The sequence below is a fragment of the Bradyrhizobium sp. 197 genome (assembly GCF_023073375.1).
In the GTDB taxonomy this organism is placed as follows: Bacteria; Pseudomonadota; Alphaproteobacteria; order Rhizobiales; family Xanthobacteraceae; genus Bradyrhizobium.
On the sequence record NZ_JADPJJ010000177.1, the window covers coordinates 1 to 14,762 of the forward strand.

Genomic DNA, 14,762 nt, shown 5'->3' on the forward strand with positions numbered 1-14,762 from the left:
TTCGAAACCGCCTTCGCGCAAAACAAGGCACGATAACGCATCATGGCAACCGCGCTGTCACCGCAATTACCGTGTCTCATTCCAGGGGTGCAGTCCAGCACTGTCACCGTAATTCCCGATAACGAACGGGACGTACTTGAACTTCTTGTCAGTCATCGCTGCATCATGAAGCCAAGTGAGCGCGCGGGCGATGGCATCGGCTTCCAGCCCCAACATCGCACGCGTGCTGCCAATCAAGCTAATGCATGTTACTGCATTTCAATTGTAAGCGTGGCGGGAAAAGCCGGCAATGCCGCACATGCAGCTACTTCTTACTCTCTAGCCGAGAAGCAATCTCTCGTACCAATTGCTTTATGGCAGCTTTGGTATCAGCCTCAAAATCTGCGAGCTTGATCTTCTTCTCTCTAACTTTGTTCAGGAACTCATACGCCAAAATAGGCTTCGAGTGACCGCCTGTCTTTGCATGTTGGGAGTTCTTGCCCTCGTAATTTAGATCGGGATCACCGAGAACGTGCGAGCAGAAGTCTTTTTTAGAGAATATATCCTCAATGCCGTCGCCGGGAATCTTGAACATGCGTTGCTTAGAAACCGCTTCATCATCTCCAAACATGTAACGCTTGAGGTTATTGTATGCTTGCCTTCCGGCGCTGTCGTCGTCAACGGCGACAATGAACTCTAAGCCCCACCCCAAGAACATATTCGCCAATGTTTGCACGTTGCTCGCCCCCGTGGCGGCAATGAAGTAAACCTCCTGCTTTTCTCCCAGCATCTCCCAGAAAGAGGTCAGATAGTAGAACCCACTGATTTCCTCCAAAATCACATTATTTCTTTTTTTGACTACCTGCTGATGAGAGAGATCAACACCCATCGCAATCAATACAGGTGACAGCGTGTCTCTCGACGCTGCGCCAAGTTCATGAGCGTGAACGAGCTTCGTAGGCGAATTGTCCGCGTCGCCGTCTCTTTGTGCTGCGATGACCCGGTAAAGCTTATCGTATTCGATCAAGTGTGGACTGTGTGTCGAGTACACGATCTGGCTTTTACTCGACTTCGCCAACCGATTGATCAGTGCCAAAACATCGGCCTGCGCTTTTGAATGCAGATTTGCGCCCGGCTCATCGAACAGGAATACGGTCCCTTGCTCGTCTTTTTCAGAAGCCTTTAGTTGGAGATAGAAGGAAATAAACCAGCGGACGCCTAGACTGCGTTGCTTGGGGAATAGTTGATTTGTTCCATCCGTGATCCAAAATTCGAGATGGGGCATCCCAGCAGTCTTCTGACCGCCTGGACCGTAGTAAGCAAATACACACTTCAGTTGTAGTTTCTCGTTCTTGCCAATCGTTTGGCTCCAGAACGAACTGAAGTCGGCAGTAACAGTCGCATTCGCGCGCGCTAACAGCGTCTGCTGGGTTCGTGGACTTCCATCCACGAGCGTGTCCAAGTTTATATTAGCGATCCTGAGGAAATTGGCGGCAGCCTGCGTTCCCGCGCCCGAAAGCACCCACCCACCCTTTTGTCCTTTTTGAATGTCGACTCGGTCAGGCAAGAGACCTGCGGCTTGATCAAACAACACGGTATCTGGAGCAATTGCGATTATCTCGTCAGCGAGCGTTTCCGGTGTGAGGATATGCACATGCACAGCTTCTTCGTCGCTTGCCTTCTCGTCGTCATCCGCGTCCTCATTCTTTTCATCTTCCGCGCGATCGTCTCCATCATCTGCGGCTTTCGTTGCGGTGCTGTTCGGCGGGCCGTTCTTCAACAGCAATTCCGCTAGATCTTTATCTTCGCAGGAGGGTTCGCAGACATATTTTGCGTTGGCAGCGTCGTAGCGCCAGCGAAAGTTCAGGATAAGGTCATTTTCGGTAAGCTCAAGATACACTCCCAGGGCATATACTTGGTCTTGGTCGTATGCGGCGAGGTTCGCCAGAAGTCGTTTGGTGTCGACCTTGAGGCGCAAGAATACGGCAGGCAACTCAGCATCGATCCGACAATCGTCGTCGGTGATATCGGTGGCATGGAACGTTGTGGCGAGGGCTTCGAGGATTGATGATTTTCCGCTTTCGTTTTGTCCAACCACTACGGTGATGCCGTCGGACGCAAAGGGGCACCATCCCGTATCAACGATCGAACGAAAATTGGTAATCCGAAACGCAATCAACCTCATATTCAGCCTCCCACCCAGCAGGTAGCATGTACGTGCAACCGCCGGCGGTAAGCAAGTTGCTCCACGCGTTGCTCGTTAGGCCCTTGTGGAAAGACCAGAATAGTGTGCAAATATTGATCTAACCTCCGTTGTGGCGTTCAGCTTCGGCAATGTTCGTCCTTCTGCCGAAGGTGGAGATAGCTTCCGGAGCTTCGCCAGCCGCTCTGCGCATAGTACGGCCCGACGGATTCCGGGCTCGTGGCTTCGCCGCGTCCGGGAATAACGGGAGGGTGGGTCCAGCCCCCTTCACACTCGCCCCGATTCATGCGACCTCCGCCCCCAGAAAACCCCTCATTCGAGCCCTCAATGCACATTCTCCTGCTCGGTTCCGGCGGCCGCGAACATGCCCTGGCGTGGAAGATCGCAGCCTCTCCTCTGGTGACCAAATTCTGGTGCGCGCCGGGCAATGCCGGGATCGCGCGCGAGGCGGAATGCGTGGCGCTCGACGTCGCCGACCATGCCGCCGTGATCGACTTCTGCAAGACAAATGCGGTCGAACTCGTGGTGGTCGGCCCGGAGACGCCGCTGGCGGCCGGTATCGTCGATGACCTCACCGCGGCCGGCATCAAGGCGTTCGGGCCGAACAGGATCCCCGCCCAGCTCGAAAGCTCGAAGGGCTTTACCAAGGCGCTCTGCACCGAATTCGGCATTCCGACCGGCGCCTACAAGCGCTTCACCAATGCTGCCGATGCGCGGGCTTACGTCCAGAGCCAGGGCGCGCCGATCGTGGTCAAGGCCGACGGCCTTGCCGCCGGCAAGGGCGTCGTCGTCGCCAAGACCGTGCGCGAGGCCGAGGACGCCATCGCCATGATGTTCGAGGGCGCCTTCGGCGAGGCCGGCGCTGAGGTCGTGATCGAGGAGTTTTTGCCGGGCCGCGAGATCAGCTTCTTCGCGCTGTGCGACGGCGAGACCGCCATTCCGCTGGCATCCGCCCAGGACCACAAGCGCGTGTTCGACCATGACGTCGGCCCGAACACCGGCGGCATGGGCGCCTATTCGCCGACGCCGCTGGTCACACCGGCGATCCACGACGCGATCATGGCCAAGATCATTCTGCCGACGGTATCAGGCATGAAGCAGCGCGGCACGCCGTTTCGCGGCATCCTCTACGCCGGGATCATGCTGACGACGCAGGGCCCGAAACTGTTCGAGTTCAACGTGCGCTTCGGCGATCCCGAGTGCCAGGTGCTGATGCTGCGGATGATGTCGGACATCGTGCCGGCGTTCCTGGCGTCCTGCGACGGGCAGCTGAAGCATTTTGATCTGCGCTGGCATCCGGATTCCGCGCTCACGGTCGTGATGGCGGCGAAGGGATATCCCGGCGACTATCAGAAGGGCACGCGGATCGAGGGGCTCGATGACGCCGCCAAGGTCGAGACCGCCGAGATCTTCCACGCCGGGACGGTCGAGAAGGACGGCGCCATCCTCGCCAATGGCGGCCGCGTGCTCAATGTCTGCGCGCTCGGCAAGACCGTGACGGAAGCGCAAGGCCGCGCCTATCAGGCAGTCGACCGCATCAACTGGCCCGAAGGCTTCTGCCGCCGCGACATCGGCTGGCAGGCGGTGGAAGCCGAGAAGGCCAAGAGCTGACAGCGGTTTTTCGCACGCGCGCGCAATGTCCGGCCGCGCCCGTCGGCACTCCAAAATTGTGCAGGCAGGTCTTGAACTTAGCTACTGTGCATGGGGTTGTTTTCGAGATTTTTGTTTTGGGGCCCCCAAGTCTTGGGCACTTCAAGACCGAGCAGGATCCAGCGCTGACCAGATAAGGATGCAGAAGATGTCCGATCTCGCCGACCTCTACCCCGGCTTCGCCTCCGAATGGATCAACACCTCGTTCGGCCGCATCTTCGCCCGCGTCGGCGGCAAGGGGCCGCCGCTGTTGCTGCTGCACGGCTTCTCCGAGACCAACGTGATGTGGCACCGCGTGGCGCCGCAGCTTAGCGACCAGTTCACGCTGATCATCGCCGATCTGCCCGGCTATGGCTGGTCCGATATGCCCGAGAGCGATGCGCTGCACATGCCCTACAGCAAGCGCGCGATGGCCAAGGCCATGGTCGAGGCGATGGAGAGCCTTGGCCACGTGCACTTCGCGCTCGCCGGCCATGATCGCGGCGGCCGCGTCTCCTATCGCCTTGCGCTCGATCATCCCGGCCGGCTGTCGCGCCTCGCCGTGCTCGATATCCTGCCGACCTATAATTACTGGGAGCGGATGAACCGCGCCTATGCGCTGAAGATCTATCACTGGACTTTTCTGGCGCAGCCAGCCCCGTTGCCGGAAACGCTGATCTCGAGCAATGGCGAGTTCTTCCTGCGTTTCAAGATGGCGAGCCAGACCAGGTCGAAGACGCTCGACGCCATCGACGAGCGCGCGCTCGAACACTACATCGCCCCGTTCCGCGATCTCGCCCGCGTCCACGCGATGTGCGAGGACTACCGCGCCGGCGCCTATTTCGATTACGATCTCGACAAGGCGGACTTCGAGGCCGGCAAGAAGATCACCATTCCGATGCTGGCGCTGTGGGGCGATGCCGGTATTGCGCAAGCCGCCGCCACCCCGCTCGACATCTGGAAGCAATGGGCGACGAATGTCGTTGGCATGCCGGTGGATTCGGGACACTTTCTCACCGAGGAGAACCCTGATGTCACCGCCAAGGCGCTGCGCGAGTTCTTTGCGGCGGGTTAGCGCCGCTCCCGGAAGAAGTCCTTGAGCAGCCGCGCCGACTCGCTTTCGCCGACCCCGGAATAGACATCCGGGACGTGATGGCAGGTCGGCGAGGTGAAGAACCTCACGCCGGACTCGACCGCGCCGCCCTTGGGATCGGCGGCGCCGTAATAGAGCCGCCTCACCCTTGCAAAGGAGATCGCGCCCGCACACATGGTGCAGGGCTCCAGCGTCACGTAGAGGTCGCAGTCGACCAGACGCTCGCTGCCGATCTTTTTGGCGGCTTCGCGGAGCGCGACAATCTCGGCATGGGCGGTCGGATCATAGTCGGTCAGGGTCCGGTTCGCCGCGGTGGCGATGACCTCGAAGTTGCGGACCACGACGCATCCGATCGGAACTTCGCCCGACTTTCCGGCGTTTTCGGCCGTTCTGAGCGCCAAATCCATGAAAGAGGGGGCTTTCAAGCCTCGTATCATCCCGAGAAACCTGCTAGTAGCTGCGCCTTCAGCAGAAGTGCTAACCGAATTTGCCTGAGCATGCGGCTCGAAACGAGCGCGCACAATGCTTTCTGGCCACCCCCTGAGTGAGATTATTCATGCCTCGCGACAGCGACAAAGACAATGATTCCCGCGGCCGGCGCGACCGTGGCCCGGCCAAGGGCGGCCGTTCCGGCAAGGCTCGGGGCCCCGAGAAGAAGTTCGCCAAGCGCGGATTTGAGGGCAAGGGCGACAGCCGCCCGCCCCGCGGCGACAGTGACAGCCGACCGGTCCGCCGCCGCGAAGACGGTGATGCGCCGCGCCGCGACTTCAGCGACCGCCCGAGGTTCAAGCGCGAAGACCGGCCGCGCGGCGAGGATCGGGGCGAGCGCAGCTTCAAGCCGCGTGGCGACCGTCCCTTCAAGCCGCGTGAAGACCGTCCGTTTTCCGATCGCCCGTCGCGCGACGGCGAGAAGCGCTCGTTCAAGCCTCGTGGCGACCGCCCATTTTCTGATCGCCCCTCGCGCGATGGCGAGAAGCGGCCGTTCAAGCCGCGCGGTGATCGCCCGTCCTATGGGCGTGATGACCGTCCGCCGCGCAGGGATCGCGACGATTCCCGTCCGGCCGGCCGGACCGGTGACACGAAATTTGGCGACAAGCGACCTTACGCGCCGCGTGGCGACCGTCCGGAACGCAAGTTCGACGGCGAGCGGAAGTTTTCGCGCGGCGCACCGGGCCGCGATCGTAGCGAGCGCAGCGATTCAAAGCCTTGGCAGAAGCGCGATGCGGCTCCCCGTGGGGACCGGCCGCCGCGCAAGGACTTCAGCAAGGGCCCGCGCAAGGATTTTGGCGGCAGCGACCGCGGTCAGGACAAGCCCTGGCAGAAGCGCGACGATCGGCAAGGCGGCGGCGGCGACCGTCCGCGCTTCTCGCGTTCGCGCGACGATCGTCCATCGGGTGATCGTCCGTTCCGTGAGCGGCCCAAATTCGATCGCCCGCGCGATGACCGTCCCAAGTTCGACCGGCCCCGCCGTGACAGCGATGGTGAGCGTGGTGGGCGCGGCGGCGACCGCCCAAAATTCGATCGTCCGCGCGAGCGCTCCGACTGGCACGAGCATCCGCGCAGCGAGAGCGATCGTCCGCGCCGCGAAAACGAGGACGACAGCAGGATCTTCGAGAAACGTCCGGCCTTCGGCGGTCGCGGCGCCTATCGCGGCCGTGATCGGGACTTCGAAGGCCGCCCGCGCCGGGACGAAGCACCGAAGCCGAAGAAGGCCGGCGAGCGTATCGCCAAGGTGCTGTCGCGTGCGGGCCTCGCCTCGCGCCGCGATGCCGAGGAGATGGTCACGCAGGGCCGCGTCGCCGTCAACGGCCGTGTCATCAATTCGCCGGCGCTCGACATCACCGCGAACGATGTCGTCACCATCGACGGCAAGCCGATGCCGGAGCGCGAGCGCACGCGGCTGTTCCTCTATCACAAGCCGCGCGGGCTGATGACGACGCATGACGACCCCGAGGGGCGTCCGACCGTGTTCGACAATTTGCCCGAAGGCCTGCCGCGGCTGATCTCGATCGGCCGGCTCGACTTCAACACCGAGGGCCTGCTGCTGCTCACCAATGATGGTGGGCTCGCGCGCACGCTGGAGCTGCCGGACACCGGCTGGCTGCGCCGCTATCGCGTCCGCGCCCACGGCGACGTCACGCAGGCGCAGCTCGACGAGCTGAAGAACGGCATCGACGTCGAGGGCGTCAAATACGGTCCGATCGATGCCACGCTGGAGCGTGACCAAGGCGCCAATGTGTGGCTGGTTTTCGCGATCCGCGAAGGCAAGAATCGCGAGGTGCGCAATGTCTGCGCCCATCTCGGGCTCGAGGTGAACCGTCTGATCCGCGTGTCCTACGGCCCGTTCCAGCTCGGCGAGGTTCCCGAAGGCCAGGTCGAGGAGATCAAGTCCCGCGTGCTGCGCGACCAGCTCGGCGACAAGATCATCGAGAAGTCGGGTGCCCAGTTCGACGTGCCGCAGAAATCTGCCGCGCGTGAGGGAGACGACGCGCCGCGCGAGAAGAAGCCCGCCAGCAAGCGCGGCGTGATCAGCGACCGCAAGGGCCGCCGCGTGCTGGTGCAGCGCACCGGCAGCGAGGAGGCGCGCGAGCGCAACGAGTCCGAAGCCAGTGGCTACGGCCCGCCGCGCCGTCCCAAGCGCGGCTATCACGGCAAGCGCGATCTGGCGCCGAAGGAGGACTGACGTTGCGCGTCGTCGGCGGTCGATTGAAGGGGCGCAATTTGGCCTCACCGTCCTCGCGCGACATCCGCCCCACGGCGGACCGCCTGCGCGAATCCGTGTTCAACATCCTCGTGCACGCCTATGGCGATCCGATCTCGGACGCGCGCGTGCTCGATCTCTTCGCCGGCACCGGCGCGCTCGGCATCGAAGCGACGTCACGCGGCGCGAAGTTCACGCTGTTCGTCGACAACGGCGCGGAAGCGCGCGCCCTGCTCCGCAACAATGTCGAGTCGCTGGGCCTCGGCGGCGTCACCAAGGTCTATCGCCGCGATGCGACCGATCTCGGGCCTGCACATCCGGTCGAGCCGTTCTCGCTGGTGTTCCTCGATCCGCCCTACGGCAACGGTCTTGCGGAGAAGGCGCTCGAGAGCCTGCGTGATGGCGGCTGGCTCACGCCAGGCGCGCTGCTCGTGGTGGAAGAGGCGAAGGCTGCGCAGTTCGCGACGCCTGAGGGTTACGAGGAATTGGAGCGGCGGGCGTATGACGACACGGAGTTCGTGTTTTTGAAGGCGCCGTAGCCTCCGAACTCACCGCCGCCCGAACAGCTTCTCCACGTCCGACAGCTTCAGCTCGACGTAGGTCGGGCGGCCGTGGTTGCACTGGCCGGAGTTCGGGGTGTCTTCCATCTCGCGGAGCAGGGCGTTCATCTCCTCCGGCCGCAGCCTGCGGCCGGCGCGCACCGAGCCGTGGCAGGCCATGGTTGCGGCGACGTGCATCAGGCGGCGCTCCAGAGGCAGCGCCTCGTCCCACTCGGCCATGTGCTCGGAAAGATCGCGCAACAGCCCGCCCGCGTTGGTCTTGCCGAGCAGTGACGGCGTCTCGCGCACCGCGACCGCGCCGGGGCCGAAAGATTCGATCGCAAGGCCAAACGACGTCAGCTCTTCGCTGCGCTCGAGCAGGCGCTCTACCGTGGCCTCGTCCATCTCGACGATCTCGGGGATCAGCAGGATCTGCCGCTGCACGCCATTGGCGGCGAGCGAAGCCTTCAGCCGCTCGTAGACGATGCGTTCATGCGCGGCGTGCTGGTCGACGATGATCAACCCGTCGCGGGTCTGCGAGACGATATAGGTCTCGTGGATCTGGGTGCGTGCCGCGCCGAGCGGACGGTCGACCAGGTCGCCGACGGGCTGGCTCTCGATCCGCACGTCTGCGCTCGGCGCGCCGACATCGAACGCAGCCTGCGCGCGCTCGGCGAAGGAGGGCGCCGCGGCACCGTCGAAAGACGGCATCGGGGCGGATGGCGACTGCCGCCAGTCCCAGCTTGCCGGGCGCGGCGTGAATGCGGGGCGGAACGAAGACAGTGCGCTCTCGCCGCCGTTGGCGGCCGTACGCCGGCCCTCCCGCGCAAGCCCCTCCTTCAATCCGTGCACGATCAGCGCGCGCACGAGGCCGGCGTTGCGAAACCGCACCTCGGTCTTGGCCGGATGGACGTTGGCATCGACCTCGCGCGGATCGAGCGTGACGAACAGCGCCAGCACCGGATGGCGGTCGCGCGGCAGATAATCGGCATAGGCCCCGCGCACCGCGCCGAGGATCAGCTTGTCGCGCACCGGGCGGCCGTTGACGAAGAGATATTGCCCGAGCGCGTTGGCTTTGGTCAGCGCGGGCGCCGCGGCATAGCCGGCGACCACGACGCCCTCGCGCTCGGCATGGACCTCGATGGCATGGCTGCGGAACTCCGCCCCCAGGATGTCGCCGAGACGGGTCAGGCGACCGGCGGCGCCTGGTAGCGCCGCAGCCCAGGTCACCGGCGCGCGCTCTTCGCCTGCCAGCGTGAAGGCGATTTCGGGCCGCGCCATCGCCAACCGCCGCACCACCTCGCGGATCGCTTCCGCCTCGGTGCGGTCGGTCTTCAAAAACTTCAGCCGCGCCGGCGTCGCGTAGAAGAGGTCGTTGACCTCGACCCGCGTGCCATGCGCCAACGCCGCCGGCATGATCCCGGATTTCTCGCCGCCCTCGACATTGAGCGCCCAGGCGTGCGGCTCGCCGGCATGCCGCGTGGTGATGGAGAGCCGCGCGACCGAGCCGATCGAGGGCAGCGCCTCGCCGCGGAATCCAAGCGTGCGGATCTGCAGCAGGTCCTCGTCGTCGAGCTTGGAGGTGGCGTGACGCTCGACCGCCAGCGACAGGTCCTTGGCGGTCATGCCGCCGCCGTCGTCGGTGATGCCGATCCGCCGGCGCCCGCCGCCATCGGTGAAGACGTCGATCCGGCTCGCGCCGGCATCGATGGCGTTTTCGACCAGTTCCTTGACCACGCTCGCGGGACGTTCGACCACCTCGCCGGCGGCGATGCGGTTGACGACCTGTTCTGGCAATTGGCGGACGGGCATGAACTCGATCTTGGGCTTTCGATCTGGATTCGCTGACAGCGCTATTCTAGGCCGTGTTGCGTCAAAAGCATGTGTTGGGCAACAGGAACGTGGCGGGCTGGGGAAAAGGGCCGTCTATCGCATTGAAGAGATTGGACGTTCGAGAAAAATCGCGCAACCGGGATGGATCGATCTCCGGGTGCTGGTCCCGATTGTGGGGTACCGGGCTGCGGTGTAGCATCGTGAAAAAACGGCAACAGGACGGGAGGACGCCATGTGCCATCTCTTCGCGCACCAGCCCCAACGCGACTACGAATCCCAGACCCGTTCGTTACGGATCGGTGGGCATTGCACCTCGATCCGTCTGGAAATGGCATTCTGGGACACGCTGGACGAGATCGCGGCCAAGGAGAACATGAGCGTCGGCAAGTTCCTGACGACGCTCTACACCGAGGTGCTCGACCACCACGGCGAGGTCAATAATTTCGCCTCGTTGCTGCGCTGCTCCTGCCTGATCTATCGCTCCCGAAGCATAGCGTCGGTGCAGGAATTCAAGGCCACGGTGACGCCCATCCTCGATGCAGCCGAATAGCGACTATAAGATCCCTCCGCCGTCATTGCGAGGAGCCCTTGCGACGAAGCAATCCAGACCGCCACCGCGGTGGGATTCTGGATTGCTTCGCTTCGCTCGCAATGACGGGGAGGGAGCGATCAGATCTCCTTCTTCTGCATCGCGCCGGCAATGTAATCCGCCTGCCGGATCGCGAGCGAGACGATGGTCAGCGTCGGATTGCAGGCAGCGCCGCTGGTGAACTGGCTGCCGTCGGAGACGAACAGATTCTTGACATCGTGGCTCTGCCCGAACTTGTTGACCACACCGTCGCGCGGCTTCTCGCTCATCCGGTTGGTGCCGAGATTGTGCGTGCTCGGATAGGGCGGCGTCGGATAGCTCACGGTGGCGCCGACGGCTTCGTAGACCGCCGCCCCCTGCTTGTAGGCATGCGCGCGCATCGCGAGATCGTTGGGATGATCGTCGAAATGCACGCTTGCGACCGGCTGTCCGAACTTGTCCTTCACGGTTGGATCGAGCGTGATGCGGTTGGTCTCCTGTGCCATGTCCTCGCCGACCAGCCACATGCCGGCCATTCGGGGATAGCCGTCGAGCGCTGCGGTGAACGGACGTCCCCAGGCGCCGGGGTTGAGGAACGCCGCCATGAAGGGCAGGCCGATCGACAGCGTCTCCATCTCGTAGCCGCCGACGAAGCCGCGCTTCGGATTGTTGGTGGCCTCGTCGCGGATGATGCCGGCCATGGTGGTGCCGCGATACATGTGCACCGATTTCTCGAACACGGCGTAGACGCTGCCGGTCATGTGGCGCATGTAGTTGCGGCCAACCTGACCACTCGAGTTGCCAAGGCCGTCCGGAAACATCGTGGATGCGCTGTTCAACAGCAGCCGCGGGCTTTCGATCGAATTGCCGGCCACCGCAACGATGCGTGCCTTCTGGCGCTGCATCGCGCCCGTCTCGTCGGCGTACACCACGCCGGTGACCTTGCCGCCCGCGTCATGCTCGATCTTGACCGCCATGCTCGCGGGGCGGACTTCGAGATTGCCGGTCGCCTCGCCCTTGGGTATCTCAGTGTAGAGCGTCGACCATTTCGCGCCGGATTTGCAGCCCTGGAAGCAGAAGCCGATCTGCTGACAGGCGCCGCGGCCATCTCGTGGCTGGCTGTTGATGGCCATGTTGCCGGTGTGCACGGTTTTGTATCCGAGCTTCTTCGCGCCGGCCTCCATCACCCTGAAGTTATTGTTGCCGGGAAGTCCGGGAATGCCGTTGGTGCGGGTCACGCCCATCTTGTTCTCGGCCTTGGCGTACCACGGCTCCATCTCCGCGAGCGTGACCGGCCAGTCCAGCAGGTTGGCGCCGGGAAGGCTGCCGTAGGTGCTCTTCACCTTGAACTCGTGCTCGTCGAAGCGCAGCGACGCGCCCGCCCAATGGGTTGTCGAGCCGCCGACCGCCTTGACGATCCAGGCAGGAAGACCCGAGAAGTCTTTTGCGACGCGCCATGTTCCCGATGTGGTGCGCGCATCGGTCCAGGCGAGCTGCGAGAAGCTCTCCCACTCGTCATTGACGAAGTCCTGATTCTCGATGCGGGGACCTGCTTCGAGAATGACGACCTTGACGCCCTTCTGTGCGAGCTCGTTGCCCAGCGTGCCGCCGCCGGCACCGGAGCCGACAATCACCACAACGCTGGAGTCGTTCAGATCGAATTTTGCCATTTGCGTTCTCCTGAACCGTTGGGTGGCCTTAAGCCTTCGGCAGCCAGTCGATATCGGCGAAGCCGCGGTTGATGTAACCGCCATGCTCGGCGGAGGAGCCCTCGTAGCCGAACCGCGGCCAGACCTCTTTCTGGTTGTAGAGCGACACGATGAGGTCGCCGCGCACCTTCTGGAAGAAGTCGCTCTGCTCGATCTCCTTCAAGAGCACCACGCGGTCGGCTTCCCATGGCACTTCGGCATAGGGCGCCTTGTGGCGATCACGCGCGTTCTGATCGAGCCTTGTGATGCCGTCGCTGATCAGCACCTTGACGGACGCGTCTTTCGCCGCCTTGCCGTCCCACGGCTTGATCGCGGTGATGTAGTAGCTGTCGCCGAGGGCGTCGTGTGGATAGATATCGCGCGCGACCTTCAGCAGTGTCTTCATCGTCGCAGGCGAAAGCGCGCTTGCCTCATCGGCCCAGGCGCCATCGATGCTGACGGCGACGCTGGTCGCGACTGCCGCGACCGGAACGGCGGCCGCGGCGCCCTTGAGAAAGATGCGGCGGCTGTGCTTGCTTCGACGATCGACTTCTCTCATGGCATTCCTCCTTCGATCTTTGTGATTTTGATTTTTGTAGTTTGATCAGTTGAACCGTCCGCCGCGCTGGATCACCTCGATCTTGTAGCCGTCAGGGTCACTGACGAAGAAGAAGCGCGCCAGCGTTTTGCCGTCGTGCTTGAAGTCGCGCAGCGGACCCGGTGCGAGCTTTTCACGCTCGAAGCGGGCATGCTCGGCATCGAGATCCTCGACCACCACGGCGAGATGTCCATAGCCGTCGCCGAGCTGGTACGGCTCCTTGCGATCAGAGTTCACCGTCAGCTCCACTTCGAAGGGTGAGGAGGGGTGACGCAGATAGATTAGGGCAAAGTCCGAAAATTTCAGATGGTCGGCGATCTCCAGGCCGAAGGCGCGTCTGTAGAAGTCGAGCGAGCGCGCCTCGTCGAGCACGCGGATCATGGAATGAACGGGCTTCGCCATTCAGTTCTGCTCCTTCAGATAAGCGATAACGGCAGCGCGCGTCTCTGGCTTCGCCTGCCGGTAGACCATGGTCACGCCGGGAACGACGGCTTGCGGATCGGTCAGCCAAGCGTCGAGCCTGGTCTCGTCCCAGGCGAAGTCGGCTTTCGACAGCGCCTCTGAGTATTTAAAGCCTTCGGCCTTGCCGGCGGGGCGGCCCACGATCTTCACCAGTGAAGGGCCTTGCCGCATCGGTTCCGACAAGCTCAAGGTGTGGCACACCGCGCAGTGCTGCTTGAACAGTGTTGCGCCATCCGGCGGCTTTGCGGTCGGCAAAGGCATTTGCGCCTCGGCCACCGGCACCACCAGCACCATCGCGGTGCACAATCCCAGCACGATCGCGCGCATCGTCAAAAGCCCGCCCGTCCACGTCAATTCAGCGTGCGCAAACTCTAGGCGCGGCCAAACATGCGGTGGTAGTAGCGGGCTGTTTCGCCGCGAGCGGAGATGCTCACGGCCGCGTGTGTTCCGCACTGCCTAATATGCGGAGCACAATTCCGCGAAACCGCCGTCAAATCCCTAAACGATTACCACATGATGCGGATTGCATGACCAATGCGCCGCTTGATTTCTTTACGCGATGCAATGGACCGGTGCTGGCAAGCGGTGTCGGGAACGGCCGAGCCATTCATTGCAAAAAAATCCAGGAGAAATGGATGAAGTTGGTGAAGACCTCGATGATCGCATGCGCTCTGTCGGCTCTCATTGCGACGCCCGTTCTCGCGCAAGGCGCGCCATCCGCCAAGACAGGCGGCACCGTGCAAAGCAAACCCATGCAAGGCGGCACGATGGGCAGTGGCGATGAGGAGATGAGTGCTCAGCCGGGCGCAGCGGGCGAGAAGACCGGCATGAAGTCGACCAAAGGCACCAGAGGCACGGCCGGTACCACCGGCAGCGCTGCGCATAAGGGGACCGCCGACGATCCCACGACGGGCGGTGCTGCCCCATCCAAGCGTTACTAACCCGGCCGGGTCTGACGGCAGAACTCCGGTCGCCCTGCGGCCGGAGTTTTCTGCGCTAGCTAGTCGTCGAAATGTCCGCCGCGCTTCGACTTGATGTCGCTGCGGCGCTTCTTGCCCTCGAGCCGGCGCTGCTTGGAGCCAAAGGTCGGCTTTGTCGCGCGCCGCGGCTTCGGCCGGACCATGGCTTCGCCGAGCATCTCCGTAAGGCGGTCGATCGCGTCCTGGCGATTGCGCTCCTGGGTGCGGAAGCGTTGGGCCTGGATCACGATGACGCCGTCCTTGGTCATGCGCTGCCCTGCGAGCCGGGCGAGGCGCAACACGGCATCCTCCGGCAGCGTCAGCTTCCGGGTGTCGAAGCGCAATTGCGCCGAGGTCGCGACCTTGTTGACGTTCTGCCCGCCCGGGCCGGAGGCGCGGACAAAGCCGATCTCGATGTCGTCCTCGTCGATGACGAGATCGCGGGATATCCGCAGCATGGTGGCACCATTCGTGATGTCCGGACATATCGCGGACGTCTACGTTCGGCAA

General features: G+C 63.1%; 14 protein-coding genes. 6 read left to right on the forward strand and 8 right to left on the reverse strand.

Annotated elements, in window-relative coordinates:
* Positions 1-304 precede the first annotated feature (304 nt).
* Positions 305-2,164, reverse strand: a complete 1,860-nt coding sequence (locus IVB27_RS38610) for an ATP-dependent nuclease (protein WP_247447822.1) — start codon at positions 2,162-2,164, stop codon at positions 305-307.
* A gap of 345 nt (positions 2,165-2,509) precedes the next feature.
* Between IVB27_RS38610 and purD the strand changes: the two genes are divergently transcribed.
* Together purD and IVB27_RS38620 are read left to right on the forward strand one after the other, a co-directional pair.
* Positions 2,510-3,793 (forward strand): phosphoribosylamine--glycine ligase, encoded by a 1,284-nt coding sequence (purD, locus tag IVB27_RS38615; protein WP_247447823.1) that lies wholly within the window; start codon positions 2,510-2,512, stop codon positions 3,791-3,793.
* Between the two features lie 187 nt (positions 3,794-3,980).
* Entirely contained in the window at positions 3,981-4,886 is a 906-nt protein-coding gene (locus IVB27_RS38620; RefSeq protein WP_247447824.1) for an alpha/beta fold hydrolase, read from the forward strand.
* Here IVB27_RS38620 and IVB27_RS38625 read toward each other — a convergent pair.
* On the reverse strand, positions 4,883-5,341 hold the full coding sequence (locus tag IVB27_RS38625; protein ID WP_247447825.1) for a nucleoside deaminase: 459 nt from the start codon (positions 5,339-5,341) through the stop codon (positions 4,883-4,885). The two genes, IVB27_RS38620 and IVB27_RS38625, sit on opposite strands and share 4 nt — an antisense overlap.
* A gap of 119 nt (positions 5,342-5,460) precedes the next feature.
* Between IVB27_RS38625 and IVB27_RS38630 the strand changes: the two genes are divergently transcribed.
* Positions 5,461-7,587, forward strand: a complete 2,127-nt coding sequence (locus IVB27_RS38630; RefSeq protein ID WP_247447826.1) for a pseudouridine synthase — start codon at positions 5,461-5,463, stop codon at positions 7,585-7,587.
* Positions 7,588-7,589: 2 nt separating this feature from the next.
* The gene (gene rsmD / locus IVB27_RS38635; RefSeq protein ID WP_247343540.1) at positions 7,590-8,144 is read left to right on the forward strand and encodes a 16S rRNA (guanine(966)-N(2))-methyltransferase RsmD; all 555 of its coding nucleotides are present in this window, start codon (positions 7,590-7,592) and stop codon (positions 8,142-8,144) included.
* 9 nt (positions 8,145-8,153) lie between these two features.
* Here rsmD and mutL read toward each other — a convergent pair whose 3' ends face one another.
* Positions 8,154-9,956: a DNA mismatch repair endonuclease MutL gene (gene mutL, locus IVB27_RS38640; protein WP_247447827.1), complete on the reverse strand. Its 1,803-nt coding sequence runs from the start codon at positions 9,954-9,956 to the stop codon at positions 8,154-8,156.
* Positions 9,957-10,209: 253 nt separating this feature from the next.
* On the opposite strand from mutL, the gene IVB27_RS38645 reads away from it, so the two are divergent.
* Positions 10,210-10,527, forward strand: a complete 318-nt coding sequence (locus IVB27_RS38645; protein ID WP_247343537.1) for a ribbon-helix-helix domain-containing protein — start codon at positions 10,210-10,212, stop codon at positions 10,525-10,527.
* Positions 10,528-10,646: 119 nt separating this feature from the next.
* Here the strand turns inward: IVB27_RS38645 and IVB27_RS38650 are convergent, their stop codons facing one another.
* From IVB27_RS38650 to IVB27_RS38665, 4 genes are read right to left on the reverse strand one after another with little or no spacing between them, the layout of a single operon-like run.
* Positions 10,647-12,215: a GMC family oxidoreductase gene (locus IVB27_RS38650; RefSeq protein WP_247447828.1), complete on the reverse strand. Its 1,569-nt coding sequence runs from the start codon at positions 12,213-12,215 to the stop codon at positions 10,647-10,649.
* A 28-nt stretch (positions 12,216-12,243) separates the two neighbouring features.
* On the reverse strand, positions 12,244-12,792 hold the full coding sequence (locus IVB27_RS38655; RefSeq protein WP_247352938.1) for a gluconate 2-dehydrogenase subunit 3 family protein: 549 nt from the start codon (positions 12,790-12,792) through the stop codon (positions 12,244-12,246).
* Between the two features lie 45 nt (positions 12,793-12,837).
* Positions 12,838-13,233, reverse strand: coding sequence for a VOC family protein (locus IVB27_RS38660; RefSeq protein WP_247447829.1), 396 nt, complete (start codon positions 13,231-13,233; stop codon positions 12,838-12,840).
* Positions 13,234-13,620 carry a c-type cytochrome gene (locus tag IVB27_RS38665; protein ID WP_247447830.1) on the reverse strand — a complete coding sequence of 129 codons (387 nt, stop codon included), beginning with the start codon at positions 13,618-13,620 and terminating at the stop codon, positions 13,234-13,236.
* 200 nt (positions 13,621-13,820) lie between these two features.
* On the opposite strand from IVB27_RS38665, the gene IVB27_RS38670 reads away from it, so the two are divergent.
* On the forward strand, positions 13,821-14,234 hold the full coding sequence (locus IVB27_RS38670; protein ID WP_247352944.1) for a hypothetical protein: 414 nt from the start codon (positions 13,821-13,823) through the stop codon (positions 14,232-14,234).
* 59 nt (positions 14,235-14,293) lie between these two features.
* Here IVB27_RS38670 and arfB read toward each other — a convergent pair whose 3' ends face one another.
* The gene (gene arfB / locus IVB27_RS38675) at positions 14,294-14,710 is read right to left on the reverse strand and encodes an alternative ribosome rescue aminoacyl-tRNA hydrolase ArfB (RefSeq protein WP_247447831.1); all 417 of its coding nucleotides are present in this window, start codon (positions 14,708-14,710) and stop codon (positions 14,294-14,296) included.
* Between the last annotated feature and the right edge of the window lie 52 nt (positions 14,711-14,762).

What these genes read in the sequence shown, in the direction of transcription:
- IVB27_RS38610 (WP_247447822.1), bottom strand. Translation starts at nt 2,164, where the DNA reads ATGAGGTTGATTGCGTTTCGGATTACCAATTTTCGTTCGATCGTTGAT.
- purD (WP_247447823.1), top strand. Translation starts at nt 2,510, where the DNA reads ATGCACATTCTCCTGCTCGGTTCCGGCGGCCGCGAACATGCCCTGGCG.
- IVB27_RS38620 (WP_247447824.1), top strand. Translation starts at nt 3,981, where the DNA reads ATGTCCGATCTCGCCGACCTCTACCCCGGCTTCGCCTCCGAATGGATC.
- IVB27_RS38625 (WP_247447825.1), bottom strand. Translation starts at nt 5,341, where the DNA reads ATGATACGAGGCTTGAAAGCCCCCTCTTTCATGGATTTGGCGCTCAGA.
- IVB27_RS38630 (WP_247447826.1), top strand. Translation starts at nt 5,461, where the DNA reads ATGCCTCGCGACAGCGACAAAGACAATGATTCCCGCGGCCGGCGCGAC.
- mutL (WP_247447827.1), bottom strand. Translation starts at nt 9,956, where the DNA reads ATGCCCGTCCGCCAATTGCCAGAACAGGTCGTCAACCGCATCGCCGCC.
- IVB27_RS38645 (WP_247343537.1), top strand. Translation starts at nt 10,210, where the DNA reads ATGTGCCATCTCTTCGCGCACCAGCCCCAACGCGACTACGAATCCCAG.
- IVB27_RS38650 (WP_247447828.1), bottom strand. Translation starts at nt 12,215, where the DNA reads ATGGCAAAATTCGATCTGAACGACTCCAGCGTTGTGGTGATTGTCGGC.
- IVB27_RS38655 (WP_247352938.1), bottom strand. Translation starts at nt 12,792, where the DNA reads ATGAGAGAAGTCGATCGTCGAAGCAAGCACAGCCGCCGCATCTTTCTC.
- IVB27_RS38660 (WP_247447829.1), bottom strand. Translation starts at nt 13,233, where the DNA reads ATGGCGAAGCCCGTTCATTCCATGATCCGCGTGCTCGACGAGGCGCGC.
- IVB27_RS38665 (WP_247447830.1), bottom strand. Translation starts at nt 13,620, where the DNA reads ATGCGCGCGATCGTGCTGGGATTGTGCACCGCGATGGTGCTGGTGGTG.
- IVB27_RS38670 (WP_247352944.1), top strand. Translation starts at nt 13,821, where the DNA reads ATGACCAATGCGCCGCTTGATTTCTTTACGCGATGCAATGGACCGGTG.
- arfB (WP_247447831.1), bottom strand. Translation starts at nt 14,710, where the DNA reads ATGCTGCGGATATCCCGCGATCTCGTCATCGACGAGGACGACATCGAG.